Here is a 22,699-nt window from a genome sequence, read left to right as displayed (position 1 = left end):
GGGGCGGATCGGGTCTTTGTTCTGTTGTTTGTTTTTGGGGGGGCGAACTCGCTTCTTGGTCCTGGGTTTTTTCTGTGGTTTTTTTCCCCCCTTTTGGGGGGTGTTGGTGGTGGTCCCCCCCCCCCAAACCCCCCACGACGTCGCTAGAAGTCCGTGGCGATGATCTTCTCGATGTTCCGCTCGGCCAGCGCCGTGATGGTGACGAACGGGTTGACGCTCGTGTTGCCCGGGATCAGGGACCCGTCGATCGCGTACAGGCCCTGGTACCCGGCGAGCCGGCCGTAGTTGTCGGTCGCCTTGCCGAGCACCGCGCCGCCGAGCGGGTGGTACGTCAGGTGGTCACCCCAGATCTTGTAGACGCCGAAGAGGTCGGTCCGGTAGATCGTCCCCTCCTTCGAGTTGATCTTGTCGAAGATGGACTTCGCCATGTCGATCGACGGCTGCTTCCACGCCGTCTGCCAGTTCAGGTCCACCTGCTGCGTCGCCGGGTTCCACGAGAACTGCGCGCGGTTCGGGTTCTTCGTGATGGACAGGTAGAACGACGCCCACGTCTCGATCCCGGTCGGCAGCGGCGCGACCTCCGCGAACGCGCCGCCCGCGGCCCAGTTGTCGATGCCCCCGCAGGGAATCGACGACTGGAGGCTGCCGGTCGGGTCCCAGATGTGGTTGGCGCGCCCGCACATCACATTGCCGTTGTCACCCCAGTTCTTGCCGACCTCGCTGTTGAGGTTGGGCAGCGCGCCGGTCGCCTTCAGCTTCACCAGCAGCTTGCTGGTGCCGACACTGCCGGCGGCGAAGAACACCTTGTCCGCCGTCACGACCTTGGTCGCCGTGACCGCGCCGGTGGTGTTCAGCTGCTCGATCGTCACCGTGTACCCGCCGCCGGACGCGGGTGTCACGGAAGCCACGCGGTGCAGCGGCGAGATGGTGACGCGCCCGGTCGCCTGGATCTGCGGCAGGTAGGTCTTCTGCAGCGACTTCTTGCCGTAGTTGTTGCCGTACAGGATTTCCCCGGCCAGCGCGGACCGCGGCACGGTGTTGGCCTGCTCCTGCTTCATGTAGTTCCAGTCGTAGACGTCCGGGACGAACACGAACGGGAACCCGGACCGCTGCGCCTGTTTCCGGCCGACCCGCGCGTACTGGTAACACTCGGCGGTGTCGAACCAGGCCGGGTCGATGAGCCCGACCCCGAGCCCGGCGTTGGCGCGCGGGTAGTAGGTGTTGTACATCTCGTCGGCGTTGACGGTCGGGAGGATCGCGCCGAAGTTCTCCCGCTTCGGCGTGACGGCCATGCCGCCGTTGACGAGCGAGCCGCCGCCGACGCCCCGGCCTTGGTACACGGTGATGCCGCTGAACTCCTCGGCGTCGAGGATGCCGGTGTACTTCGGGATGTCCTTGTCGATGGGGAACCCGAGGAAGTTGGACAGCGGTTGCTTCGTCCTGGTGCGCAACCAGAACGAGCGCTGGTCCGGCGTGGTCGTGTTGGCGAAGATCTTGCCGTCGGCGCCCGGGGTGTCCCAGGCCATGCCCATCTCGACCAGCTGGACGTCGATGCCGGCCTGGGCGAGCCGCAGCGCGGTGACCTGGCCGCCGTACCCCGAGCCGATCACGAGGGCGGGCACGCGCGCCGCGTCGGCGATGGCGGGGGACGGAGAGGCGGCCGCACGACCCCCCACTGCCGCGGCCGCCAATATAGAACCGGTTCCAGCGATGAAGAGACGACGGGAAACTGCGCCAGAAGCTGTTCTCCACACGGGTTCGTCACGCATGTGATAGTCCTCACCGTTGAGGTATATTAGAACAGGTTATAACTCAGTGGTGCAGACAAGTCGACATATACCCGCAAGTAACATCCGTGGGTTGTGCGGGGATTCCGCTGAATGGGCCATGATGGACGACTGTGGAGTCGACCCGAGTGGACCGCTGGCTGTGGGCGGTCCGGCAGACGAAGACGCGACCGGACGCCGCGGCGGCGTGCCGGGGCGGGCATGTGCGCGTGAACAACAAGCCGGCGAAGCCCGCGACGACGGTGGTGCCGGGTGACGAGGTGCGCGTGCGCGTCGGCGGAACGACCAGAATCCTTGACGTGGTACGGGTGATCCAGAAACGCGTCGGCGCGGCGGACGCGGCGACGTGCTTCGTCGACCGGACCCCGAAGCCGTCCCCGGAGGCGGTGGTCCCGGTCGCCCGGCGCGACCGCGGCGCAGGCCGACCGACCAAAAGGGAGCGTCGAGTGCTGGACGCGTTCCGGTCACCGGAGCACTGAGTCCCCCGCTTTTCCGTGCATTCCGGATGGACACCGGCGCCGGCCCCGGCCGAGTTGACCTCCGAATCGACGTTGCGGGCGGGCCCGTACCGGAAATAGCCGGGAATCCGCCCGGACCGGGTGGGTCCGGGCCGAAAGTGGGTAGCCCCCTCGCGGATGTCCGGTGCGGGGAGGAAGTCATGATCACCCAGCAAACCCGCCTGCTGGCCGCGGCGCGGCCTCTGGTGGTGCGCTACTGCCGCGCCCGCCTCGGCGCGAACGCGGCCGACGACGTCGCGCAGGACGTGTGCGTCGCGCTGCTCAAGGCCCTGCCCGGCCGGCCGCCGGACCGGCCGTTCCCGAACTTCGTCTGCGGCATCGCCCGCCACCAGGTCGCGGCCGCCCGCAAGGCCGCCGCACGCCAGCGGGACGAGCCGGTGGCCGAGCTGCCCGACGAGGTCGCCCCGGCCCTGGACCCGGAGAACCATGCGCTCCGGCGCGAGCTGGGCGAACGGATGGCCAAGCTGCTGCAGGTGCTGCCGGACAAACAACGGGAGATCGTCGTCCTCCGGGTGGTGGTCGGCCTGTCCGCGGAGGAGACGGCGGCGGCGGTCGGGTCGACCCCGGGCGCGGTGCGCGTCGCCCAGCACCGTGCGCTCGGCCAGCTGCGAAAGGTCGTTTCGGGCTAGCCTGGCGAAGTGAGCGACAACTTCGAGGGGCGCGACGTCGGGTCCGGGATCTCGGTCATCCGCGAAAGCAGCGACGTCGTCGGCTCCGGACCGCGCCTGCACCGCCACCCGTACACCGAAACGTTCGTGATCATCCGAGGCAGCGCCCGTTTCACGATCGGCGACACCCACCGCGACGGCACCGCGGGCGACGTCCTGGTCGTCCCGGCCGGGACGCCGCACAAGTTCGCCGTGCTCGGCCCCGGTGTCTACGAGGCCGTGCACATCCACGAAAGCGACCACTTCATCACCGAATGGCTGGAGTGACCCTCAGGACGCTGGGAGCCGCGCCGAGCAGGCCAGCGCCTCGACGGGGCGTAGGCGCTAGCTCAGCACCGCGACGATACGAGTGCCCGGCGCGAAAGCTCCGGCCTCGACGTGTTCGAAGAGCCCGTAAAGCATCTTGCCCTCGTACACCCAATCGAGCGGGACACCGTGCCGGTCGTCGAAGTCGGCGATGAACCGGTCGAGCACGGGGCTGCGCTTGGCATAACCACCGAAATGGCAGTCGAGGTCGAGCGTCCAGTTCGTGGTGGCCTTCCCGTACGCGTCCTGCTGAAGCCGTCGGACTTCGTCGGCCAAGAACCCTCCGCCCTTGAGGACGGCGAACCCGATCGCGCGCCGGGGACCGGTCAGGCCACCGGCGATACCGGCGAGCGTGCCGCCCGTTCCGGTGGCACAGCAGATGACGTCGAAATCCGTCGTGATCTCACCGACCAGTTCGGCGGTCCCCCGCACGGCGAGACCGTTGCTGCCCCCTTCGGGAAGGACGTAGCAGGGACCGAACCGGCGGACCAGCTCCGCGAGCACGGCCGGCTCCGTCTTGCGCCGATAAGCCGCACGGTCCAGGTAGGTCAGTGTCATCCCTCGCTCGGCCGCGTAGGCGAGGGATGCGTTGAGCGGCTCGTGCTCCTCACCGCGGATGACGCCGACCGTCTCGAACCCCAGGTGGTGGCCCGCGGCGGCCGTCGCCCGGAGGTGGTTCGAGAACGCGCCGCCGAAGGTCAAGAGCCTGGTGAAGCCCTCGTCCCGGGCTGCTTCGAGGTTGTGGCGGAGCTTGCGCCACTTGTTGCCCGGGATCTCCGGGCTGATCAGGTCGTCCCGCTTGAGCTGCAGGTGGACACCGTGGCGTTCGATCCGCTCGTCACGAAGCTCCGCAAGCGGCGAAGGCAGGTTCGCGAGACCGGACAGCTCGGCTTCGCTGGATCCCACACGGTCAGCTTAACGCCGTGCGGCCCGCTCAGAGCTCGCCGTCGCCGATCATGCCGCGGAGTTTGGTCAGGGCGCGGTACTGGGTGATGCGGACGTTGCCCGCCGAGATGCCCAGTGCGTCCGCCACCTCGTTGGCCGACAGGCCGGCCACGATGCGCAGCGACAGGATCTCGCGGTGCAGCGGCGGCAGCAGCGCCACCAGGCGGCCGAGGCGGACGCCGAGGTCCTGCTCCAGGACGTGCGCCTCCGGCTCGTTGCCGCCCAGCGGCCGGTCCGGCAGCTCCGACACCGGCTTCGACCGGTCACGCGCGACCGAGCGGAACGCGTCCGCGACCTTGTTCGCCGCGATCGCGCGCACGAGGTACAGGAACGAGCCGCCGCGGTCCTGGTAGTTCGGCAGCACCTTCAGCACCGCCAGGCACACCTCCTGCGCGACGTCGTCGGCGGAGAGGTACGACAGGTCCCGGCCGCCGATCCGGGCGCGGCAGTAGCGCACGACCGTCGGCTTGATGAGCCGCAGCAGCGCCTGGACGGCGTCCGGGTCGCCGGTGCGCGCCGCCGCGACGACCGGGTCGAGCTGCTCCTTGGTCAGCTTGCCGTCCGGGCGCGGCAGTTCCTCCAGTACGACATAGCCCTCGACCGGGGCCGGCGTCTCCAAGGTCGTGGTGTCCACGGTTCCCTCCTCGCTCCGTCCACCGGACCCGCCGTCCACAATGGACCACAATGGTCCTTGGACGATCCGCGATCCGACATACGGAGTAATCGAGGCGCTGACCAGCAACGTTGCAAGAGCGTACTTCTTGTCCAGCAATTGTCCGTTAACCGTTCGGGCTACCCGCCGGTCACCCGCCGTGCACGGGTCAAATAGTGGACAGTTCCGCGCCACTCGCCGGAAACCGGTAGCGAAATCCCGCCGCGCGCCGATCCACCGCGCGTGACGGCAGCCGATCACCAGGGACCGAACTCATGATCACCCATTGAGCACCACGGCGGACCGGTTCGACGTGTTCCTCCGCGCCACCGGAGAGGCGGCCGACCGGGTCGAAAAGGAACTCCGGGCGGGCGGGCTGCGCGTGTTCCGCGACGGCCGTATCGACGAATTCGACATGATCACCCGGGAACGCGTCGAGGCGTTGGCCGGGGCGCGGGTGCTCCTTACCCATTGCGCGAATTCCGGGCCGGACTTCGTCGAGCGGGTCCGCCGCAAAGCGGCCACCCGTGGCCCGGGTTCGATCGGCCGTTTTGCGGAGCTGCGGGAAGTCCACACCGCGCTGGGTTCGCGGCCGGTGGTCGTGGTCGGCGGCCTGCCCGGCATCGGCAAGACGACGCTGGCCGAGCAGTACGCAGGCCTCTTCCCCGGCCCGGTGCTCCGGACGGGCCCGCTCGGCCACCTCGCCCCGGACGACTTCCTGCCGGGCTTCCACCTGGCCCTGGCCCGGGCGGCGGGCGGCCTGGGAGTGGAGGTGTCCGGCCTGGACCTCGACCGCCTGCGCGCGGCACTCGCCGACCGAGCCGTGGAGCAGGTCCTGGTGCTGGTCGACGATCTTCCCGCCGCGCTCCCCCCGGCGGTCCTCGATCGGCTCCTGGTGCCGGCGGGTTCGGTGCGCACGCTGGTCACGAGCCGGTTCCCGCCTTCGCTGTGGGCCGCGGAGACGGTGGACCTGCCAGGCCTCACGCCGGAGGAGGGGTTACGGCTGTTCGCGTCGATCCGCCAGAGTGCCGATGAGGCGGAGCACCGGGCGGTGCGCGGTTGCGACGGCCATCCGATGACGATCCGAGCGGCGGCCGACGCGGGGCACGGCGTGCTGGATTCGGCGCCGGAGGCGATCCGGGTGGTGGTCCGGGGGTTGGGCAGGTTGGCGCGCGACTTGCTTCGGCTGGGCGGGGTGCTCGCGCCGGCGCCGGTACCGCCGGAGGTTGCTCGGGCGGCGCTGGGGTCGCCGGGCGCGGCGGAGTTCGACGCGGCGGTGGAGGAGCTGGTGGGGCACGGGTTTGCGGCGTGGACCGCCGGAGAGCTGGGGCCTGCGAGCCAAGGAGCGAGGGTCGCGAGCCAGCTGCCGCTGGCAGCTGCGGAGTTCGCGATCGAAGGCCCGAGCGGACAGGTTGCGAGCGAACTGCCGGCTGCTGAGGAGTCCGCTAGGCCGACCGGCCGCGAACCGTGGCTCAGCGCCGAGGAACCCGCGAGCCAAAGAGCGCAAGTCGCCAGCGAACCGGCGCTGGCAGCCGGGGAGTCCGACATCCACGACCCCGCCACCCCGACCGGCCACGAACCGTGGCTCACCGCCGAAGAACCCGCGAGCCAAAGAGCGCAAGTCGCCAGCGAACCGGTGCTGGCCGCTGGGGAACCCGCCACCCCGACCCGCCGCGGCCTTCCACCTGCCGACGGGGAGCTGCGGCTGCAAGCCCTCGCCGTCGAGGTTGCCCAGGGTGAGTTCGGCTCCTTCCTCGGCGAAGCCCCCCAAGCCATCCTCGACGCCGGGCTTCTCGCCCACTCCCGCGTGGTCGCCGAGCACGCACCCACTCACCGAGTCCGCCTGCTCCGCCCCGTAGCCGCGGCCTTCGAAGCCCACGGCGACCCCGCCACCGCGGGCGAAATCCACGCCGCGATCCTCGCCACCGGCGAAGCCACCGCGGCCGACCTCACCGCCGCCGCCCGCGTCGAAATCGCCTGTGGCCTCCACGCGGAAGCCCTCGAGCACGCACGGGAAGCCCTCGCCCTCGACGGGCCCGGACGACACGCCGCGGCGATGGTCTCCGCGCAAGCCCTCGACTGCCAAGGCGACTACGCCGAAGCCGACCAAACGTTCTGGCACACCGCGCACGCCGCAGGAACCCCGGCAGCACGCGCCCAGAGACTCCGCGGCCACCCCCAAGAAGCCCTCAGACTCCTCGAAGCCGCAGCTCCCACAGCCGAACGAGACCTCGAGCGCGCCAAGTGCCTCCTCCGAGCCGGAGACCTCCAAAGCGCACACGACGTCGCCGCCGAAGTCGAAACGCGGCTCCCCCAACGGCACCCCCAGCGCACCGAAGCCCAACTGCTCCAGGCCGACGCAACCCTGGCACTGGACCTGTCCAACGGTCGGAGCCCCGCCGAACTCCTCAAGACCTACACCGACCGACACGGCCCCGAGCACCCCCTGACCCTGACCGCCCGCGCCCGAGCCCACCCAGACCTCGAAGCCCTGGCCGCGACCGAGCAGATCACCCTGCGCGCCCTCGGTGACGACCACCCGCTGAACCACCGGATCCGCCACGCCATGGCCCTGGCCCACGCCCGGCTGCGGGACTTCGACCGCCAGGCCGACCTCCTCGAGGACGTCGTCCGCGCGCAGATCCGGCTGCTCGGCCGGATCCACCCCGAAACCGTCGAGAGCCGCCTCGACCTCGGGCTCGCGCTCGCCCTCAGTGGCCGGGGCCCCCGCGAACGCGCCACCGCCCTCGTCGACGACGCCGCCCGGGATGCCGTCGGGGCTCTTCGGGCCAAAGCGCGGGCCGCGCAACGGGTCGTGCGGTTGCCGCTGGCGGTGGTCGACTCGGTGCTGACCCTCGAAGGTCAGCTCAGCCGGCCTGCCACCTGATCCCGTACGCGAACCCCGGCGCCAGGTGCCGGAAGCGGACGTGGACCTCGCCCGAACCGTCCGTCTCCAGGGCCGTCCCGCGGGGTGACCGGTCGCGCGTGTCGACCTGGAACGCCTTCTCCAGCCGGACGATCCGGTCCGGCACCCGGTCGCCGAAGCGGACGTGCAGGTCGAACAGATCGCACGGATGGCGCGGCACGCACACGTAGTGCGGTTCCGTCATCGGCGCGCGGAATCGCAGTCCGATCTCGTGCCTTTCACCACGGCGCAACGGTTCCGGCAGGCGCAACGACAACCCGACGCGGTCACTCGACTCCATCACGCGACCGGCCAGCACACCGCCGTGGAACACATCGACCTCGAGTTCCGAAGCGCGCGCCGATTCGACGGATTCGCCGGGCGCGGTCAGCGTCAACGCCAGGTCAAGTTCGGCGATTTCGTCGGCGTCGGCGACCACCCGGCGGAATTCGAACGCCTCCGCCACCGGCTGATCCAGCGCCAGTGAGACGCGCAGTTCTTCGGTGTGCCAACTCCGGCTCGGATAGCGCGGCCGGGCTTCCGGCGCGCCCGCCGCGACCGCCATTGCCGCGACCTGCTCGATTCCCTCGTCGATCCGCCGCCGCACCGTGCGGTCGTCGCGGTCGATCGTGATCGCCGCCCAGTGCACCCGTTCCTGGTAGAACGGCTTGCGCGCCCGCTCGTCCAGCGCGAACGCGGCGAGCAGGGCGATCTTCAGGTCGTCCGGCAACGACTCGACGAGCGGCCGCAAACGACCCGACAGCTTACGCCGCATCTCCACCGTGTCGTCATCTTCCAGAATGCCGCACACGGTGCGCAATGCGGGCCCGACGCGATCCGCGAGCGGTGTGGTGAAAATTCCCCTCCCTTTGCGCAGGACCTTCAGCTCTCCGACCACGTCCGCCGGGCTGAAGTCCACCGTTCCTCCCCTCGCCGTTCCACGCACGGGGATCAATATTCGTCAGCCTCGCCGCCCCTGTCCAGTCGATCATGACACGGCAAACGGATCGTTATCCCGCGGTTTCCCGTCCCACCTCGGCGGGAAACGGGAAACGCCTTGCCGCGCGGTTACCAGCGGCCGCATTCTGAGTGGGCCGCATCGATTACGCGGCGAAAAACCCACAAGACCACGGGGTGTTCCCGGGTGGCCCCGCGCTGCCCTCGTGCACCCCTGTCGAAGGAGTCGAAATGAAGGTCATCTGTTCGTTTTCGCAGCTCCTGCGGCTGGCTTTCTGGCTGACGGCGGTGGCCCTGGTGGCCGGCGTCGCGCTGGGGCAGCACGGGGACACCGCACCGCCCGTGCCGGACACGCCCGTGGTCGTCGCGCACACCGAGCCCGCGAAGGAGGTGCGGTAGCGATGCAGACCCACGCGATCGGGCTGGTCCTGGCCCTGCTGGCCGGTTTCCTCGGCTGACCGCCGGGCCGTGGTGACGCTCGCCCGGGGGCCGTCACCACGGCCGGGTGATCGTCGGCGGCGCTCGCTGATCTCGGGGTCGCCGCGGCACTTCCTGATCGGCGCGGCGCCGTCCGCCGCAAACGCAGCACGAGCGCCTGGGCAGCTAGCCGGCCACCAGGCGGGCCAGCACGGACGGCACCGCCCGGTCGAGCTCCCCCGCCGCCGTCTCCGCGCCGGCCAGGTGCCGGAGCAGGGCCTGCTGGAACAGGCCGTCGAGCAGCGCGTACGCCACCGGCGGCGGCACGTCCACCGCCGCTGACGCCAGGTCCGCGTACCGCGAGACGACGTGCCAGATCATCTCCTCGCGGCGCCGGTCGATCTCGAGCACGTCGGCGCGGAACGACTCTTCGAACAGGCTCTGGTTGCGCAGGTCGTACCAGAGCCGGTGCATCTTGGCGTCCGCGTGCAGCGTCGCGGCCATCGCCGCCGCGAAGTCCCGCTCCAGCTCCTCCGCCGTCCGCGCGCGGGCGACGATCTCGTCGTACCGGGTGACGCACACTTCCTCGAACTGCCGCACGCAGTGGGTCAGCAGGTCGACCTTGTCGGCGAAGTAGTAGTGCAGCACGCCGTGCGAGAAGTCCGCGTTCTGCGCGATCTCACGCAGGCTGGTGCTCGCGTACCCGAGCTCGGCGAGCGTCTGCAGAGCCGACTCGGCCAGCTGCGCGCGCCGCTGCTCGAACTTGTCCACCTGGCGGCGGGAGATCCGGTCCCGGGTCCGCTCCTTGGCCTCCGTCACCTGCACCGCCCGTCACGTCGTGGTTGCCGAATTTCATTCTATCGAGCACTTGACCGACCACGGCCGGAGCTTCTCGGGGTTCCGGATCGCCCAGATCCGCTTGATCCGCTCGCCGGCGAACTCGAACGCCATCACCGTGACGACGGCGCCGTCGCGCTCCATCACCAGGCCCGGCCGGCCGTTGACCGTCCGCTCCCGGAGGACAGTCGACGCCAGGATCCGCGCGCCGATCTCCACCGAGCGGCGCGCGATCAGCTCGGCGCCGGTGACCGGGCGCAGCACGGCGCTCACCAGGCCGCCGCCGTCGGCCGTCACGGTCGCCTGCGGGTCCAGCAGCCGCACGAGCCCCTCGATGTCCTTCGCCTCCCACGCCAGCTTGAAGTCCCGCACGATCGCCGCGCTCCGGGCCGGGGACGGCTCCGGCTCCCGAGCGGCGCGGACCCGGCGACGCGCCGAAGACGCCAGCTGCCGGCACGCGGCCGGGCTCCGGCCGAGGACGCCGGAGACCTCGCCGAACGGATACCCGAACACGTCGTGCAGGACGAACGCCACCCGTTCGGCCGGCGTCATCGCCTCCAGTACGACGAGGAACGCCATGGTGACCGACTCGTCGAGCGTGACGCGGTCGGCGGGGTCCGCCGGGCCGGCGTCCGGCAGCGGCTCGGGCAGCCACTCACCGACGTAGCGCTCCCGCCGGACGCGCGCCGAGCCGAGCACGTCCAGGCAGATGCGGCCGGCCACGGTCGTCAGCCACGCGCCGGGCGAACGGATCGCCGCGCGCTGCGGCTCGGACAGCGCGAACCAGCGCCCGTAGGCCTCCTGGACGACGTCTTCGGCGTCACTCAGCGATCCCAGGAGCCGGTAGGCGACGCCGATCAGCTGCGGCCGCTCGCTCAGCGCGGATGAGGTGCTCATGCGGTTCTGACGAACGGAAGCGGCCGACTGTGACAGCGGCTCTGCCGGTTGGCGCCGATCCGGCCACGGTCACGGCCGAACGGCCCTCCTGGCAACGGTCGCCTGACGCTCGAGGGGTCGGTCTACCTCTGGCCGGACCGGCTTAGGCGCGGCTCCGCACACAACGGCCCCGCAGCACCACCGCGACCGGGTCGGCGAGCTGGTCCAGGTCGGCCCGCGGGTCCCGGTCGTACACCACCGCGTCGGCCGGGGCGCCGGGCTCCAGACCGCGCAGGCCCAGGTATTCACGCGCGCTCCACGACGCCGCGGCCAGCGCCGCTTCCGGGCGCATCCCGGCGGCCGCCATGGCACGGATCTCCGCGTGGATCCCGCCGTGGGGCAGGGAGTCCGTGCCCGCCAGCACCCGCACGCCGGCTTCCGCCGCGGCCGCCGTCAGCGCGCCGTGCGCCCCCGCGCCGCGCAGGAACCACGTGCGTTTCGGGCTGTCCGGCGCCTTCTGCGCGTTCGGCAGGCCCGCGACCAGCGTCGACAACGTCGGGGTCAGCGCCGTGCCCTGGGCGGCCATGCGCGCCAGCAGGTCCGGGTCGAGGCACATGCCGTGCTCCAGCGAGTCGACGCCCGCCGCGACCGCCGCCGCGCCGCCCTCGGGGTGCTGGCTGTGCACCGCCACGCGCCCGCCGGCCGCGTGCACCTCGCGCACCACCGCCCGCAGCACGTCCACCGGCACCGCGGAGTCGCCGATCCGCCAGTCCGCGATCAGCTTCGCCCAGCCGGTCCGGGCCGCCTGCGCGGCGGCCAGCGCCGGCAGCTCGTCGTGGTCCGCGCGGCGGCCCCAGCCGTCGAAGAACTGGCCGTGCTGGGCCAGCCACGGGCCCGCGTGCCGCGCCCGCGGCACGTCGGGGTCCTCGCCGAACCACGGCGGCGGCTCGCCCGGCAGGCCCGGCGAGCGGATCAGCGTGACCCCGGCGTCGACGTGCTGGTGCAGCTGCTCCCGCAGCAGCTCCGCATCCATCGGCTGGCCCACTTCGGCCGCGCCGGGGTGGGTGTGCGCGTCGACCAGGCCCGGGAGCAGCCAGCCCTCGCCGACCAGCGACGCGCCGGGGACCGGGTCGGTCGTCCAGCGGTCCCCGTCGGCGTAGAGGTCGACGAACTCGCCGTGCGGCAGCGCGTACCCCCGGATGCGGACGATCACCACACCGAACGTACCCGCGTACGCGCTCCGGCGTAGCCGCAAGAGCCGTCCGCGGCCGGACGACCGGAGGCGCCCCGGCCCAGACGATGTAAGGCGTCGAAAAGGAGACGCCATGACGCTGAAGACCCGGTCCCGGAAGTGGTGGCTGGTGGCGCACATCGTGTCGACCGGCGCGTGGATCGGGATCGACGCGGTGCTCGGGATCCTGGTCTGCACCGCGCTGCTCACCGACGACGCTGCCGTCCGAGTGACGAGCCTGAAGGCCCTGGAGCTGTTCGCCGTCTGGCCGATGCTGGTCGCCGCGCTGCTCGCGCTCGCCACCGGCGCCGTGCTCGCCCTCGGTTCGAAGTACGGCCTCGTCCGCTACTGGTGGGTCGCCGCGAAGCTCGCGGTCAACGTCCTGATGGCGGTGCTGATCCTCGTCGCGCTGCGGCCCGGCATCACCGCGGCCGCCGGATCCGGCCAGGACGTCGAGGGCCTGCTCTACCCCGTGATCGTCGCTCCCGGCCTGTTGCTGTTCGCCAGCGTCCTCTCGGTCTTCAAGCCGTGGGGCCGCCTCCGGAAGGAAACCCATGACCGAGCCCGTTCGAACAACGGCACTGACCAAGCGCTACGGAACCGCCGCCGCCGTCGAGGAGCTGAACCTGTCGGTGCGCGCCGGTGAGGTGTACGGCTTCCTCGGGCCCAACGGCGCGGGCAAGACGACGACCCTGCGGATGCTGCTCGGCCTGATCCGGCCGACGTCCGGCCGCGTCCGGCTCTTCGGCGCCGAACCGGGCCCCGGCAGCCTCGCCCGCGTCGGCGCGCTGATCGAAGGCCCCGCGTTCTACCCGTACCTCTCCGGCCGGGCGAACCTGCGGATCCTCGCCGACCACGCCGCGGTGAGCCGCGGCCGCGTCGACGAAGTCCTCGACGTCGTCACGCTCACCGACCGCGCGAAGGACCGGTACGCGACGTACTCGCTCGGCATGAAGCAGCGGCTCGGCCTCGCCGCGGCCCTGCTGAAGGACCCCGAGCTGGTGGTGCTCGACGAGCCGACCAACGGCCTCGACCCGGCCGGCATGGCCGACATGCGCGTGACGCTGCGCAAGCTCGCCGCGGACGGCTGCACGGTGCTGCTCTCGAGCCACCTGCTGGCCGAGGTCGAGCAGATCTGCGACCGCGTCGGCGTGCTCGACCACGGCCGCCTCGTCTCCGAGACGACGGTCGAGGACCTGCGCGCCGGCGGCGCGCTGCGCGTGGTCGCCGACCCGATCGACCGGGCCCGCGACCACCTGCGCCGGCTGTACGGCGACGTCCGGATCGACGGGAACGCTCTCGAGCTAGACGTCGACCCGGGCGAAGCCGGGCGGGTCAACGCCGAACTGGTCGGCGCCGGGCTCACGGTCACCGAGCTGCGCTGGCACGAACCCGACCTCGAACAGACCTTCCTCGCCCTGACCGGAGGCAACCCCGATGCTGCGTGACATCCGAGCCGAGCTGACCAAGCAGGCCCGCCGCCCGGCGAGCTGGCTGCTGCTGGCCGTCGCCGTTGTGCTGTCGCTGACCTTCGGCTACGCCATCCCCTACGCCGGCCTGAGCGGCGCCACGTCCGGGCCGCCGGGCTCGAACCGCGGCCTGGCGGCGATGCTGCCCGACGCCTTCGTCGGCAGCGCGCTGGGCGGGCTGCCGATCTTCGTCGGCGCCCTCGCGCTGATCTTCGGTGTGCTGGTCGCCGGGAGCGAGTACGGCTACGGCACCTGGAAGACGATCCTCGTGCAGCACCCGTCGCGCGTCGCGGTCTACGGCGCGAAGCTGGTCACCGTCGCCGCCGCGGCGCTGGCCGTGGTGCTCGCGCTGTTCGCCGCGACCGCCGGCGCGAGCGCGCTCGTCGCGTCCCTCGAAGGCCAGGCGCTCGTCTGGCCGCCGATCGCCGACGTCCTGCGCGGCCTCGGCGCCGGGTGGCTCGTCGCGACCATGTGGGGCACGCTCGGCGTGCTGCTGGCGATCGGCCTGCGCTCGGTCGCGCTGCCGATCGGCCTCGGCCTGGTGTGGCTGCTGGCGGTGCAGAACCTGCTCGCCTCGATCGCCGCGCCGTTGCTCGACTGGGTGGCGCAGCTGCAGAAGGCGCTGCCCGGGCCGAACGCCGGGGCGCTGGCCGCCGCGTTCGGGGCGAACGCGCCCGGCGTCGGGCAGATCGTCGGATCGGGGCAGGCCACGGCGGTGCTGGCCGGCTACGTGCTCGTGTTCGGGGCGCTCGGCGGCTGGCTGCTGCACCGCCGTGACATCGCCTGACGCGGGGTGCCGGCCACCGGTGCGGTGAGCCGGCACCACCGCCCGCGCGGTGTACTGTTTGCCGGTCCGACCGGCGGGTGACCCACGTGAGGTGCCATGACAGTGCGGCGGTACCCAGTGGCGGTCCTGCTCGTCCTCGTCACGGTGGCCCTGGTCGTGGTGAACGGCTTCGCGTTCTGGGGCGACACGTTCGCGCTGTGGATCGACGACGCCATGCAGCTGAGCGCCGGGGTCGGCGCGGTCGTCTGCGGCTTCCTGGTGGCCCGCCGGGTCCGCGGCCACCAGCGCTGGTGGCGGGTCCTGGTCGCGGCCGGCATGGCCGGCTGGTCGCTCGGCCAGTGCGTCTGGTCCTGGTACCAGCTCATCGACGGGCGCGGGCTGCCCTCGCCGTCGCTGGCCGACGTCGGGTACCTGAGCTTCCCGGTGTTCGCGCTCGCCGCCCTGTTCGTGCTGGCCCGGGCGCGCGTCCGGCCGGACCGCGAACGCTTCCAGCCCGCGCAGTGGACCGCGCACTTCGGCGTCGCGGTGGTGCTCGACGGCCTGATCGTCACCGGCTCGCTGTTCATCCTCACCTGGACCGCGGCGCTCGGGCAGCTGGTCCGGGCCACCGCGCCGGACAAGCTGACCTGGGCCGTCGCCATCTCCTACCCGCTGTCGGACCTGGTGATCGTGGTCGTGGCGGTGCTGCTGGTCGTGTTCGACCGGGTCGACCGCCCCTACCGCGCGAACCTGCTGCTGGCCGCGGTCGGGATCGTCGCGCTGGCCGCGTCCGACAGCGTGTTCGCCTACCTGGTCAGCATCGGCGCGGAGAACATGAAGCCGTGGTCGGACGGCGGTTTTGTGCTCGGTCCGCTGTTCATCGCGTTCGCGCTGCTGGTGACGCCGGGAGCGCGCCGCCGGGACGAGGCCGGGTCGCCGGGCGGCGTCGACTGGTGGCAGCTGGCGCTGCCCTACGTCCCGGTGACCGCAGTGGCGCTGCTCATCACCGTGCAGCTGATCGCCGGCGCGGGCCCGGACGGCGTCGAGGTGTTCGTCGGCGTGCTGGTGGTCTTCCTGGTGCTGGCCCGGCAGCTGCTTTCGTTGCTGGACAACAGGTTGCTGCTGCGCCGGGTGTACGAGGGCCAGCAGCAGCTGACCCACCAGGCCTACCACGACCCGCTGACCGGGCTGGCCAACCGCGCGCTCTTCGCCGACCGCCTGGACCGGGCCGTCGAGCAGGGCGCCGAGGGCGGGCAGCGACCGCTCGTGCTGATCTTCGTCGACCTCGACGACTTCAAGGAGGTCAACGACCGGTTCGGGCACGCGGGCGGCGACGTCCTGCTGCACGCCGTCGCCCAGCGGCTGCTGAGCTGCGTGCGCGCGACCGACACGGTGGCGCGCCTGGGCGGTGACGAGTTCGCGATCCTGCTCGAGGGTGAGCTGGACGCGCCGCAGGCGGTCGCCGACCGGATCCAGGGCGCGCTGCGGCGGCCGTTCGCCGTGCACGGCACGCTCGTCCCGGTCCGCGCGAGCATGGGCCTGGTGGTGCCGGACCCGGCCGAGCCGCTCGTGACGTCGGACGTGCTGCTGGGCCGCGCGGACACGTCGATGTACGCGGGCAAGCGGCTGGGCAAGGACACGACGGTCGTCTACCGCCCGTCGCAGGACGGCCCGCCCGACTTCCCGGCGGCGCTGCGCCGCGCTTCCGGCGGCATCCCCGAGGGCTTCGGGCTGGTGTTCCAGCCGATCGTCCGGCTGGCCGACGAGACCCCGGTGGCCGTGGAGGCGCTGGCCCGCTGGACCACCCGCGACGGCACGTCGGTCTCCCCCGAGACGTTCGTCCGCGCGGCCGAAAGCGCCGGGCTCGGCGCCGAGCTGGACGCGCTGGTGCTCGACCTGGCCTGCCGCGAGATCACGGCGGCCGGGCTGGACCTGACCGTGCACGTCAACGTCTGCGCGAGCCGGCTGGGCGCGGCCGCGCTGGAGGAGAGCGTCGCGGCGGCCCTGGGCCGGTACGGGCTGCCCGCGTCCCGGCTGGTCGTCGAGATCACCGAGACGGTGCCGGTGCCCGACCTGGCCGCGGGCGCGGCCGCGATCCGCCGCCTGCAGGCCCTCGGCGTCCGGGTGGCGCTCGACGACTTCGGCGCGGGGTACAGCTCGCTGACCGTGCTGCACGCGCTGCCGGTCGACCTGATCAAGCTGGACCGCGCGCTGACGACCGGCGTCCAGCCCGAACGCGACGCGGCGCTGTGCCGGTCGCTGGTCGGGCTGTGCGCCGACCTCGACCTCGACGTGGTCGCCGAGGGGATCGAGACGGCCGAGCAGGCCGAACTGGTGGTCCGGGCGGGGTGTCCCGCCGCCCAGGGGTACCGGTTCGGCCGCCCGGCGCCGCTGTCCGCACTCCGGCTCACGAGTCTGCCGCAGCTGTCGTGAGTGGTAATTAGGGTTCTAACCCGAATTACCACTCACGACATTTTTCGGCTAAGCCCGCACTCCCGGCGGCAGCACGCCGAAGATGGTCGCCGTCGAGCCCGCGCCCTTGCGGTTGATCGGGCCGCCCGCCAGCACCCACGCCCCCGTGGTCGGCAGCGCCTTCAGGTTCGCCAGGATCTCCAGGCTGATCCGGTGCCGCCGGTAGACGAGCTTCGACACGGTGTAGGTCTCGTCGAGGCCGACGTCCGGGCTGAACGTGTCGGTGCCGGTGCCGCCGCGGCGGCCCAGCCGGCCGGTGTCGATCAGCCACTTCACCGCCGGGATGGAGAAGCCGGGCTGGTGCAGCACGCCGTCGGCGCCGGTGTTCGGGTAGGCCGGGGTGCCCCACTTGGCGTCCCAGCCGGTCCAGAGCACCACGACGGCCTCGTCGGGGATCCGGCCGTGGCTCCGCTCCCACGCCTTGAGGTCGTCGACCGTGACGGCGTAGTCGGGGTTGCGCGCGGCCTTCGCTCTCACGTCGATCTTGACGGCGGGCCGGAATAGATCGGCCGGGTCCATGTCGTCCGCGAGCGGCTCGCCGGTGTTGAAGTGCCCAGGCGCGCCCCAGTGCGTCCCCGTGTGCTCGCCTTCGCGGACGAACTGCAGGTAGTAGCCGTCGTCGGGGATCGTGGCGATGGTTTCCAGCTCGAAGGCCGGGTCGCCGGGGAACACGTTGGTCGTGGCCGGGTCGTTGACGTGCGACAGGTTGACCAGGTTGAGCTGGTCGAGCCGCACCGGCGGCGTCGCTTGCGCGGCCTGGGCCGTCCGCCCGGACAGCGCGGCGCCGAACACCCCGGCCAGCCCCGCGGCCAGCACCCTGCGTCTCATCGGCATGGGGAATCACCTTTCACCGGAACACCGCCCGTGCGGCGGCCTGCACGGTGATATCACCCGCGCCCGCCGCGGCCAAGGAGTTGCGCGAGGATGGGCGCATGGACGACGACATCGAAGACCACGCCGACGAAGGCATCCTCGATCCCGAGGACACTTTGGACGACCGCGACGAGCAGGCGGAGGGTTATTCACCGCCGGAACGCCCGCGGGGCACCGAAGAATGGGGCACCACCGCGCGTGAGGCCGCCGAAGGCGAGAGCTGGGAGGGCCGGCTCGCGCGCGAGCTCCCGGACGTCGAGGACGAGAAGGGTGACGGCCTCGGCGACAGCGACGACACCGACGGCGAGCTGATCGACGACGAGGTCGGCGACGTCCGCGCGGGCCGTCTGGTCGCGACGGACGAAGGCTTCGGCGAAGACAGCGACGAAGAGCTCTACGCGTCCGACGCGGGCATCGACGGCGGAGCGGCGTCGGCGGAGGAAGCGGCCGTCCACGTGATCGATCCGTCGCGGCGCTGGTGAGGTGACCGGACCCGCCCCCACGACGGGTCCGGTCCCCCGATTTCCGCGAGCGGCCTAATCCTTTCCCCCGTCCGGCGCGTGAGGGTAGGTGGCAGAGCGGTCAGCGTCCGGATCCGGCCGGGCCCCGTCCCTGCCGCGGAGGGACACGGATGCTGGAAGGGCTGCTGACGGCCGGCGCCGGCGCGCTGTACGACACGATGGTGCGCACCGGGCCGGTGCCGCTCGACGACCCGCGGGCCGAGAGCCCCGAGATGCGGGAGCTGTTCGACCGCGGGTTCGTGCGCCGCGACTACCGCGAAGACCCGGTGATCGCGCCGATGGAGCCGGTCCGCGCGGTCGACCACGCCATCCTGGGCGCCCAGCAGCGGCTGCTGGAGCAGCAGCGCCAGATCGTCGCCGCGCGTCAGCAGCTCGACATGCTGCAGGCGGTGTACCGGGCCGCGAACGGCACGGGCGGCGACTCGGCGGTCGAGGTCCTCACCGACCCGCGGCGCATCGGCTCGCTGTCGCTGGAGCTGTGCCTGTCGGCGCGCGAGGAGTTCCTGACGTTCACCACGCGCCACTTCCGCCGGAAGCCGGACGCGAGCACGGTGATGCGCCTGCCCGAAGCGGTGACGGAGCGCGGAGTGCGCCTGCGCAACGTCTACGAGCGCGCGGCCCTGGAGTTCGACGGCGCGAAGGAGATCGTCGACGCGAGTGTGGCGGCGGGCTGGACCATGCGGGTGGCCCCGGAGCTGCCGATGAAGATGGTGGTCGCGGACCGGCATTCCGCGCTGGTGCCGCTGGACCCGAGCGGCATGGAGGGCGCGGTGTTCGTCCGCAGCCCGACGATCGTGGCGGCCCTGCGCATGCTGTTCGAGCTGGTCTGGAGCCAGTCGGTGGCGGTCCACGGCCCGGCGGCGCAACCCCGGCACGGCCTGACCCCGACGCAGGAGAAGGTCCTGGACCTCCTGGCCACGGGCATGACGGACGGAGCGATCGCCCGCCACCTCGACGTGAGCGAGCGAACGGTCCGGCGGCACGTGCAGGGGTTGTTGGAGGCGCTGCAGGCGGACAACCGGGTGGCGGCGGTCTTCGCCGCGACCCGGCTGGGCTGGCTGGGCTGAGGCCCGGTCGCGGCGGCAAATCGCCGACACCCGGCTGCACCAAGGGGCGCGGCCCGAAGCGCGACTGGCAAGCTGGGCCGAGCCCGAGGGCGGTCGTGCCACGCCCACCCGCCGAACCTCGCTACTCCAGCTTCTTGCACTCCGGCGGCCCGTTGGTCCAGATCCAGATGCACACCCCCGGCCCCCGCACCCCCGGGGGATCACCGGCCGCCGCGGCCACAGGTGCTGTCGCCGTCACAATCGCCGCTGCCGCGAGCAAGCCCGCCAGCACGCGCTTGACCATGCCTCTTCCTTCCGCGCCGTGATCTCCCCGGCCCAACGTAAGACCCCGGGCAGTCCACCGGCAGGGGCGGCTTCGGCCAGTGTCCGGTTCCGGCCACTGTCCGCCCGGCCGGAACCGGACGTTGGCCGCCCTCGACCGGTGCGCCGCGCCGTCCGGGCTCCTACCGTCGACGGCATGGGAGACGACTTGCCGCCGCGCTGGTGGGCCGAGGAGGGCGCTCGTCCCCGGCCGGAGCCGCCCGGCTGGTGGCCCGAAGCCGACACCCTGCACTGGGTCAGCCAGACCGCACCCGCAGAACCCGATTAACCGGCCCGCACGACGTCCAGGTACTCCGAAATCGCGTCCCGGTTGCGCAGCAGGCACTCCGCGCGCCGGGTCATGCGGTCGCGTTCGGCCTCCAGGGTCGCGATCATCTCCGGGGTCGCGTCCGGGAAGTGGATCGCGCGGGGCTTGTCGAGGCAGGGCAGGATCTGTTTGATGATCCGGGTGGGCAGCCCGGCGTCGAGCAGCCCGCGCACCTGGATGACGCGGTCGACCGACGGCTCGTCGTAGTCGCGGTAGCCGTTCGGGCCGCGGGCGGCGATGATCAGGCCCTGCTCTTCGTAGTACCGGAGCAGCCGGCGGGCCGTGCCGGTGCGCTCCGAGAGTTCGCCGATCCGCATGTGCGCCACCTCACGTAGACCTTCACACGTATGTGAAGGTTCGAGCATAACGGCATGAAGAGCTCGCTTCTCGCCCTCACCACCGCCGCGTTCGTCACCGTGCTCACCGAAGCGCTGCCCGCGGGCGTGCTGCCCGGCATGAGCGCGAGCCTGGGCGTCGGCGAGCCCGCCGCGGGCCAGGCCGTGACGATCTACGCGCTCGGCACCGCCCTCACCGCGATCCCCCTCGCCGCGGCCACCGCGACCTGGCCCCGCAAGCGTTTGCTGCTGACCGGGGTGGCCGGGTTCGCCGTCGCCAACACCGTCACGGCGCTCTCGGCCGACTACGCGCTGACGATGGTGGCCCGGTTCGTCGCCGGGGTGGCCGCGGGGGTCGTCTGGGCGCTGCTGGCCGGGTACGCGCGCCGGCTCGCGTCGCCGGAGAACCAGGGCAAGGCCATCGCGGTCGTGATGGCCGGCATCCCGCTCGCGCTCTCCCTCGGCATCCCGGCCGGGACGTTCCTCGGCGGCCTGGCCGGCTGGCGCTCGGCGTTCGGCGTCATGTCGGTGGTCGCCGTCGTGCTACTCGCCTGGATCGCCGCACGGGTCCCGGACCAGCCCGGACACGCCGGCGGCCGCGTGCCGGTGCTGCGCACGCTCACCGTGCCGGGCGTGCTGCCGGTCCTCGCCGTGACGCTGGTCTTCGTGCTGGCCCACACCGTGCTCTACACCTACATCGCCGCGTTCCTCGGCCACGCCGGGATAACCGCGGTCGACGCCGTCCTGCTCGTGTTCGGCGTCGCGTCGATGGCCGGGATCTTCGTCGTCGGCGCGGTGATCGACCGCGCGCTGCGCACCCTGATGGTGCTGAGCACGATCCTCGTCGCGGGGGCGGCGACGCTGCTCGCGGTGTTCGCGGGCAGCCCGGCCATGGTCTTCGCTGCGGTGGCGCTGTGGGGCCTCGGCTGGGGCGGTGTCCCGACATTGCTGCAGACGGCGGCCGGGAACGCCGGCGGCGAAGCGGCGGACAACGCGCAGGCCATGCTCGTCACCTTGTGGAACGCCGCGATGGCCGCGGGCGGCGTGGCCGGCGGGGTGCTGCTCGACGCCGCCGGGCCGGCGTCCTTCCCGTGGACGCTGCTGGTGCTCCTGCTGCCGGTGCTCGCCGTGGTCCTCGGCGCCCGGCGGCACGGCTTCCCGGCCCGGTCCTGAGTGGACGAAGGGCCCGGGCGGGTTCGCGCCCGGGCCCTCCAGCTGAGGGGTTCAGCAGCGGCCCGCGATGGCCCGCAGCAGCTCCGCGTTGGTGGTGTCGCCGGACAGCTCCCAGGCGAACACCCCGCCGAGCCCCTGCGACTTCGCGTAGCCGGCCTTGGCCGACGCGGTCTCGGGGGTGTCGTAGCTCCACCACTGCGAGCCGCACTTCGCGTACGCCGTACCGGCGATCTTGCCGTTGGCCGGGCAGGTCGTCTTGAGGACCTTGTAGTTTTCGACGCCGTCCTCGCCGGTCGTCGTCCCGGTCACCGGACCGGTCGCGGCGCCGCCCGGCTGCTTCTGCGTGACGCCGTCCCAGCCGCGGCCGTAGAACCCGAGGCCCAGCAGCATCTTCGACGACGGAACACCCTGGTGGCGCAGCTTCTGGATGGCCGCGTCGGCGTAGAACCCGGCGGTCGGGATGCCCGGGTAGGACCGCAACGGCGAGTGCGGCGCGGTCGGCCCGGTCGGGCTCGCGCCGGAGACGAAGTAGTCGTAGGTCATCACGTTGTACCAGTCGAGGTAGCGGCTCGCCCCGGCGTAGTCGTTCGCGTCGATCTTGCCGTTCTTCGAGCCGTCGGCGGTGATCGCGGCGGTGACGAGCTGCTTGTGCCCGAACTTGTCGCGCAGCGCCTTGACCAGCGCCGTGAACGCCTTCGGCCCGCTGGTGTCGCAGGTCAGGCCGCAGGCGTTCGGGTACTCCCAGTCGATGTCGATGCCGTCGAAGACCCCGGCCCAGCGCGGGTCGTTGACGAGGTTGTAGCAGGACTCGGCGAACGCGGCCGGGTTCTTCGCCGCCTCGGTGAAGCCGCTCGACCAGGTCCAGCCGCCGAAGGACCACAGCACCTTGAGCTTCGGGTGCAGCTTCTTCAGCTGGAGGATCTGGTTGAAGCTGCCGTGCAGGGCGCCGCTGTCGGCCTGGCCGTTGACGCTCATCGCGGCGTCGTAGGGCATGTCGTGGTCGGCCCACGGGTCGCCGACGGCGCAGCCGCCGCCGGTCACGTTGCCGAACGCGTAGTTGATGTGGGTCAGCTTCGCGGCCGACCCGGACGTCTCGATGTCCTTGACGTGGTAGTTGCGGGCGTAGACGTCCCAGTCGGCGAAGTAGGCCATCACCTTGCCCTGGGCCTGCCCCGCTTCGGCGGGCGGCGCGACGACCGAGGCGCCGGCCAACGCCAGTGCGGCGACGGCGATGCTTTTCCTGAAGCGGAGCACGGAATTCTCCTTCGGCGAGCCGGCCGGTCGGACGCGCTGAGG

Annotated in this window: 24 protein-coding genes; 13 read left to right on the top strand and 11 right to left on the bottom strand. The window is 71.9% G+C overall.

Annotated features, from left to right (window positions below; genetic code table 11):
• Positions 1-143: 143 nt before the first annotated feature.
• Positions 144-1,622, bottom strand: a complete 1,479-nt coding sequence (locus ACZ63E_RS15985; protein WP_465336654.1) for a GMC oxidoreductase — start codon at positions 1,620-1,622, stop codon at positions 144-146.
• A gap of 278 nt (positions 1,623-1,900) precedes the next feature.
• On the opposite strand from ACZ63E_RS15985, the gene ACZ63E_RS15980 reads away from it, so the two are divergent.
• The 3 genes from ACZ63E_RS15980 (at position 1,901) to ACZ63E_RS15970 (ending at position 3,240) form a co-directional block, all read left to right on the top strand.
• Positions 1,901-2,266, top strand: a complete 366-nt coding sequence (locus ACZ63E_RS15980) for an RNA-binding S4 domain-containing protein (RefSeq protein WP_465336653.1) — start codon at positions 1,901-1,903, stop codon at positions 2,264-2,266.
• A gap of 179 nt (positions 2,267-2,445) precedes the next feature.
• Positions 2,446-2,934 carry a sigma-70 family RNA polymerase sigma factor gene (locus ACZ63E_RS15975; RefSeq protein WP_465336652.1) on the top strand — a complete coding sequence of 163 codons (489 nt, stop codon included), beginning with the start codon at positions 2,446-2,448 and terminating at the stop codon, positions 2,932-2,934.
• Between the two features lie 9 nt (positions 2,935-2,943).
• The gene (locus ACZ63E_RS15970; RefSeq protein ID WP_465303497.1) at positions 2,944-3,240 is read left to right on the top strand and encodes a cupin domain-containing protein; all 297 of its coding nucleotides are present in this window, start codon (positions 2,944-2,946) and stop codon (positions 3,238-3,240) included.
• Positions 3,241-3,297: 57 nt separating this feature from the next.
• On the opposite strand, the gene ACZ63E_RS15965 is transcribed toward ACZ63E_RS15970, so the two are convergent.
• Positions 3,298-4,185, bottom strand: a complete 888-nt coding sequence (locus ACZ63E_RS15965) for a 1-aminocyclopropane-1-carboxylate deaminase/D-cysteine desulfhydrase (protein WP_465336651.1) — start codon at positions 4,183-4,185, stop codon at positions 3,298-3,300.
• A 28-nt stretch (positions 4,186-4,213) separates the two neighbouring features.
• Positions 4,214-4,858: an RNA polymerase sigma factor ShbA gene (shbA, locus tag ACZ63E_RS15960; RefSeq protein WP_465303493.1), complete on the bottom strand. Its 645-nt coding sequence runs from the start codon at positions 4,856-4,858 to the stop codon at positions 4,214-4,216.
• A 304-nt stretch (positions 4,859-5,162) separates the two neighbouring features.
• On the opposite strand from shbA, the gene ACZ63E_RS15955 reads away from it, so the two are divergent.
• A complete protein-coding gene (locus ACZ63E_RS15955; RefSeq protein WP_465336650.1) occupies positions 5,163-7,763 on the top strand; it encodes a hypothetical protein in 2,601 nt (866 codons plus the stop codon).
• Here the strand turns inward: ACZ63E_RS15955 and ACZ63E_RS15950 are convergent.
• A complete protein-coding gene (locus tag ACZ63E_RS15950; protein ID WP_465336649.1) occupies positions 7,744-8,700 on the bottom strand; it encodes a hypothetical protein in 957 nt (318 codons plus the stop codon). The two genes, ACZ63E_RS15955 and ACZ63E_RS15950, sit on opposite strands and share 20 nt — an antisense overlap.
• Before the next feature lie 269 nt (positions 8,701-8,969).
• Here ACZ63E_RS15950 and ACZ63E_RS15945 point away from each other — a divergent pair, with 269 nt between their 5' ends.
• Complete coding sequence (locus tag ACZ63E_RS15945; RefSeq protein ID WP_465303487.1) at positions 8,970-9,137, top strand: hypothetical protein; 168 nt, start codon at positions 8,970-8,972, stop codon at positions 9,135-9,137.
• A 204-nt stretch (positions 9,138-9,341) separates the two neighbouring features.
• On the opposite strand, the gene ACZ63E_RS15940 is transcribed toward ACZ63E_RS15945, so the two are convergent.
• The 3 genes from ACZ63E_RS15940 to ACZ63E_RS15930 form a co-directional block, all read right to left on the bottom strand.
• Positions 9,342-9,974: a TetR/AcrR family transcriptional regulator gene (locus ACZ63E_RS15940; protein WP_465336726.1), complete on the bottom strand. Its 633-nt coding sequence runs from the start codon at positions 9,972-9,974 to the stop codon at positions 9,342-9,344.
• 33 nt (positions 9,975-10,007) lie between these two features.
• Positions 10,008-10,889, bottom strand: coding sequence for an RNA polymerase sigma factor SigJ (gene sigJ / locus ACZ63E_RS15935; RefSeq protein ID WP_465336648.1), 882 nt, complete (start codon positions 10,887-10,889; stop codon positions 10,008-10,010).
• A gap of 142 nt (positions 10,890-11,031) precedes the next feature.
• Positions 11,032-12,081, bottom strand: coding sequence for an amidohydrolase family protein (locus tag ACZ63E_RS15930; RefSeq protein ID WP_465336647.1), 1,050 nt, complete (start codon positions 12,079-12,081; stop codon positions 11,032-11,034).
• A gap of 112 nt (positions 12,082-12,193) precedes the next feature.
• On the opposite strand from ACZ63E_RS15930, the gene ACZ63E_RS15925 reads away from it, so the two are divergent.
• The 4 genes from ACZ63E_RS15925 to ACZ63E_RS15910 all read left to right on the top strand — a co-directional run bounded on the left by ACZ63E_RS15925 (position 12,194) and on the right by ACZ63E_RS15910 (position 16,767).
• Positions 12,194-12,745 (top strand): hypothetical protein, encoded by a 552-nt coding sequence (locus ACZ63E_RS15925; protein ID WP_465336646.1) that lies wholly within the window; start codon positions 12,194-12,196, stop codon positions 12,743-12,745.
• Complete coding sequence (locus ACZ63E_RS15920; RefSeq protein ID WP_465336645.1) at positions 12,654-13,547, top strand: ABC transporter ATP-binding protein; 894 nt, start codon at positions 12,654-12,656, stop codon at positions 13,545-13,547. The genes ACZ63E_RS15925 and ACZ63E_RS15920 overlap by 92 nt, the downstream gene beginning before the upstream one ends.
• A complete protein-coding gene (locus ACZ63E_RS15915) occupies positions 13,537-14,355 on the top strand; it encodes an ABC transporter permease (RefSeq protein WP_465336644.1) in 819 nt (272 codons plus the stop codon). Before ACZ63E_RS15920 ends, ACZ63E_RS15915 begins: the two co-directional genes overlap by 11 nt.
• A 96-nt stretch (positions 14,356-14,451) precedes the next feature.
• Complete coding sequence (locus ACZ63E_RS15910) at positions 14,452-16,767, top strand: putative bifunctional diguanylate cyclase/phosphodiesterase (protein ID WP_465336643.1); 2,316 nt, start codon at positions 14,452-14,454, stop codon at positions 16,765-16,767.
• A gap of 48 nt (positions 16,768-16,815) precedes the next feature.
• On the opposite strand, the gene ACZ63E_RS15905 is transcribed toward ACZ63E_RS15910, so the two are convergent.
• A complete protein-coding gene (locus tag ACZ63E_RS15905; RefSeq protein WP_465336642.1) occupies positions 16,816-17,640 on the bottom strand; it encodes a cyclase family protein in 825 nt (274 codons plus the stop codon).
• A 98-nt stretch (positions 17,641-17,738) separates the two neighbouring features.
• On the opposite strand from ACZ63E_RS15905, the gene ACZ63E_RS15900 reads away from it, so the two are divergent.
• Positions 17,739-18,161 (top strand): DUF5709 domain-containing protein, encoded by a 423-nt coding sequence (locus ACZ63E_RS15900; RefSeq protein WP_465336641.1) that lies wholly within the window; start codon positions 17,739-17,741, stop codon positions 18,159-18,161.
• A 149-nt stretch (positions 18,162-18,310) separates the two neighbouring features.
• Positions 18,311-19,267, top strand: coding sequence for a LuxR C-terminal-related transcriptional regulator (locus ACZ63E_RS15895; protein WP_465336640.1), 957 nt, complete (start codon positions 18,311-18,313; stop codon positions 19,265-19,267).
• Between the two features lie 121 nt (positions 19,268-19,388).
• Here the strand turns inward: ACZ63E_RS15895 and ACZ63E_RS15890 are convergent, their stop codons facing one another.
• The gene (locus ACZ63E_RS15890) at positions 19,389-19,550 is read right to left on the bottom strand and encodes a hypothetical protein (RefSeq protein ID WP_465336639.1); all 162 of its coding nucleotides are present in this window, start codon (positions 19,548-19,550) and stop codon (positions 19,389-19,391) included.
• A 174-nt stretch (positions 19,551-19,724) separates the two neighbouring features.
• Here ACZ63E_RS15890 and ACZ63E_RS15885 point away from each other — a divergent pair, with 174 nt between their 5' ends.
• On the top strand, positions 19,725-19,856 hold the full coding sequence (locus ACZ63E_RS15885) for a hypothetical protein (protein WP_465336638.1): 132 nt from the start codon (positions 19,725-19,727) through the stop codon (positions 19,854-19,856).
• Here the strand turns inward: ACZ63E_RS15885 and ACZ63E_RS15880 are convergent.
• Positions 19,853-20,212: a MerR family transcriptional regulator gene (locus ACZ63E_RS15880; protein ID WP_465336637.1), complete on the bottom strand. Its 360-nt coding sequence runs from the start codon at positions 20,210-20,212 to the stop codon at positions 19,853-19,855. The genes ACZ63E_RS15885 and ACZ63E_RS15880 overlap by 4 nt on opposite strands.
• A gap of 54 nt (positions 20,213-20,266) precedes the next feature.
• On the opposite strand from ACZ63E_RS15880, the gene ACZ63E_RS15875 reads away from it, so the two are divergent.
• Positions 20,267-21,403, top strand: coding sequence for an MFS transporter (locus ACZ63E_RS15875; protein ID WP_465336636.1), 1,137 nt, complete (start codon positions 20,267-20,269; stop codon positions 21,401-21,403).
• Between the two features lie 51 nt (positions 21,404-21,454).
• On the opposite strand, the gene ACZ63E_RS15870 is transcribed toward ACZ63E_RS15875, so the two are convergent.
• Positions 21,455-22,657, bottom strand: coding sequence for a glycoside hydrolase family 18 protein (locus ACZ63E_RS15870; protein WP_465336635.1), 1,203 nt, complete (start codon positions 22,655-22,657; stop codon positions 21,455-21,457).
• Between the last annotated feature and the right edge of the window lie 42 nt (positions 22,658-22,699).

This window comes from Amycolatopsis sp. NPDC104819 (assembly GCF_055583145.1).
Note: the sequence above shows the minus strand (reverse complement) of the source record. Positions and strands in the feature narration are given on the sequence as shown.

Excerpts from the sequence above, each read along its gene's own strand:
- ACZ63E_RS15975 (WP_465336652.1), top strand. The coding sequence starts at position 2,446 with ATGATCACCCAGCAAACCCGCCTGCTGGCCGCGGCGCGGCCTCTGGTG.
- ACZ63E_RS15945 (WP_465303487.1), top strand. The coding sequence starts at position 8,970 with ATGAAGGTCATCTGTTCGTTTTCGCAGCTCCTGCGGCTGGCTTTCTGG.
- sigJ (WP_465336648.1), bottom strand. The coding sequence starts at position 10,889 with ATGAGCACCTCATCCGCGCTGAGCGAGCGGCCGCAGCTGATCGGCGTC.
- ACZ63E_RS15925 (WP_465336646.1), top strand. The coding sequence starts at position 12,194 with ATGACGCTGAAGACCCGGTCCCGGAAGTGGTGGCTGGTGGCGCACATC.
- ACZ63E_RS15920 (WP_465336645.1), top strand. The coding sequence starts at position 12,654 with ATGACCGAGCCCGTTCGAACAACGGCACTGACCAAGCGCTACGGAACC.
- ACZ63E_RS15915 (WP_465336644.1), top strand. The coding sequence starts at position 13,537 with ATGCTGCGTGACATCCGAGCCGAGCTGACCAAGCAGGCCCGCCGCCCG.
- ACZ63E_RS15910 (WP_465336643.1), top strand. The coding sequence starts at position 14,452 with ATGACAGTGCGGCGGTACCCAGTGGCGGTCCTGCTCGTCCTCGTCACG.
- ACZ63E_RS15905 (WP_465336642.1), bottom strand. The coding sequence starts at position 17,640 with ATGCCGATGAGACGCAGGGTGCTGGCCGCGGGGCTGGCCGGGGTGTTC.
- ACZ63E_RS15900 (WP_465336641.1), top strand. The coding sequence starts at position 17,739 with ATGGACGACGACATCGAAGACCACGCCGACGAAGGCATCCTCGATCCC.
- ACZ63E_RS15895 (WP_465336640.1), top strand. The coding sequence starts at position 18,311 with ATGCTGGAAGGGCTGCTGACGGCCGGCGCCGGCGCGCTGTACGACACG.
- ACZ63E_RS15890 (WP_465336639.1), bottom strand. The coding sequence starts at position 19,550 with ATGGTCAAGCGCGTGCTGGCGGGCTTGCTCGCGGCAGCGGCGATTGTG.
- ACZ63E_RS15885 (WP_465336638.1), top strand. The coding sequence starts at position 19,725 with ATGGGAGACGACTTGCCGCCGCGCTGGTGGGCCGAGGAGGGCGCTCGT.
- ACZ63E_RS15880 (WP_465336637.1), bottom strand. The coding sequence starts at position 20,212 with ATGCGGATCGGCGAACTCTCGGAGCGCACCGGCACGGCCCGCCGGCTG.
- ACZ63E_RS15875 (WP_465336636.1), top strand. The coding sequence starts at position 20,267 with ATGAAGAGCTCGCTTCTCGCCCTCACCACCGCCGCGTTCGTCACCGTG.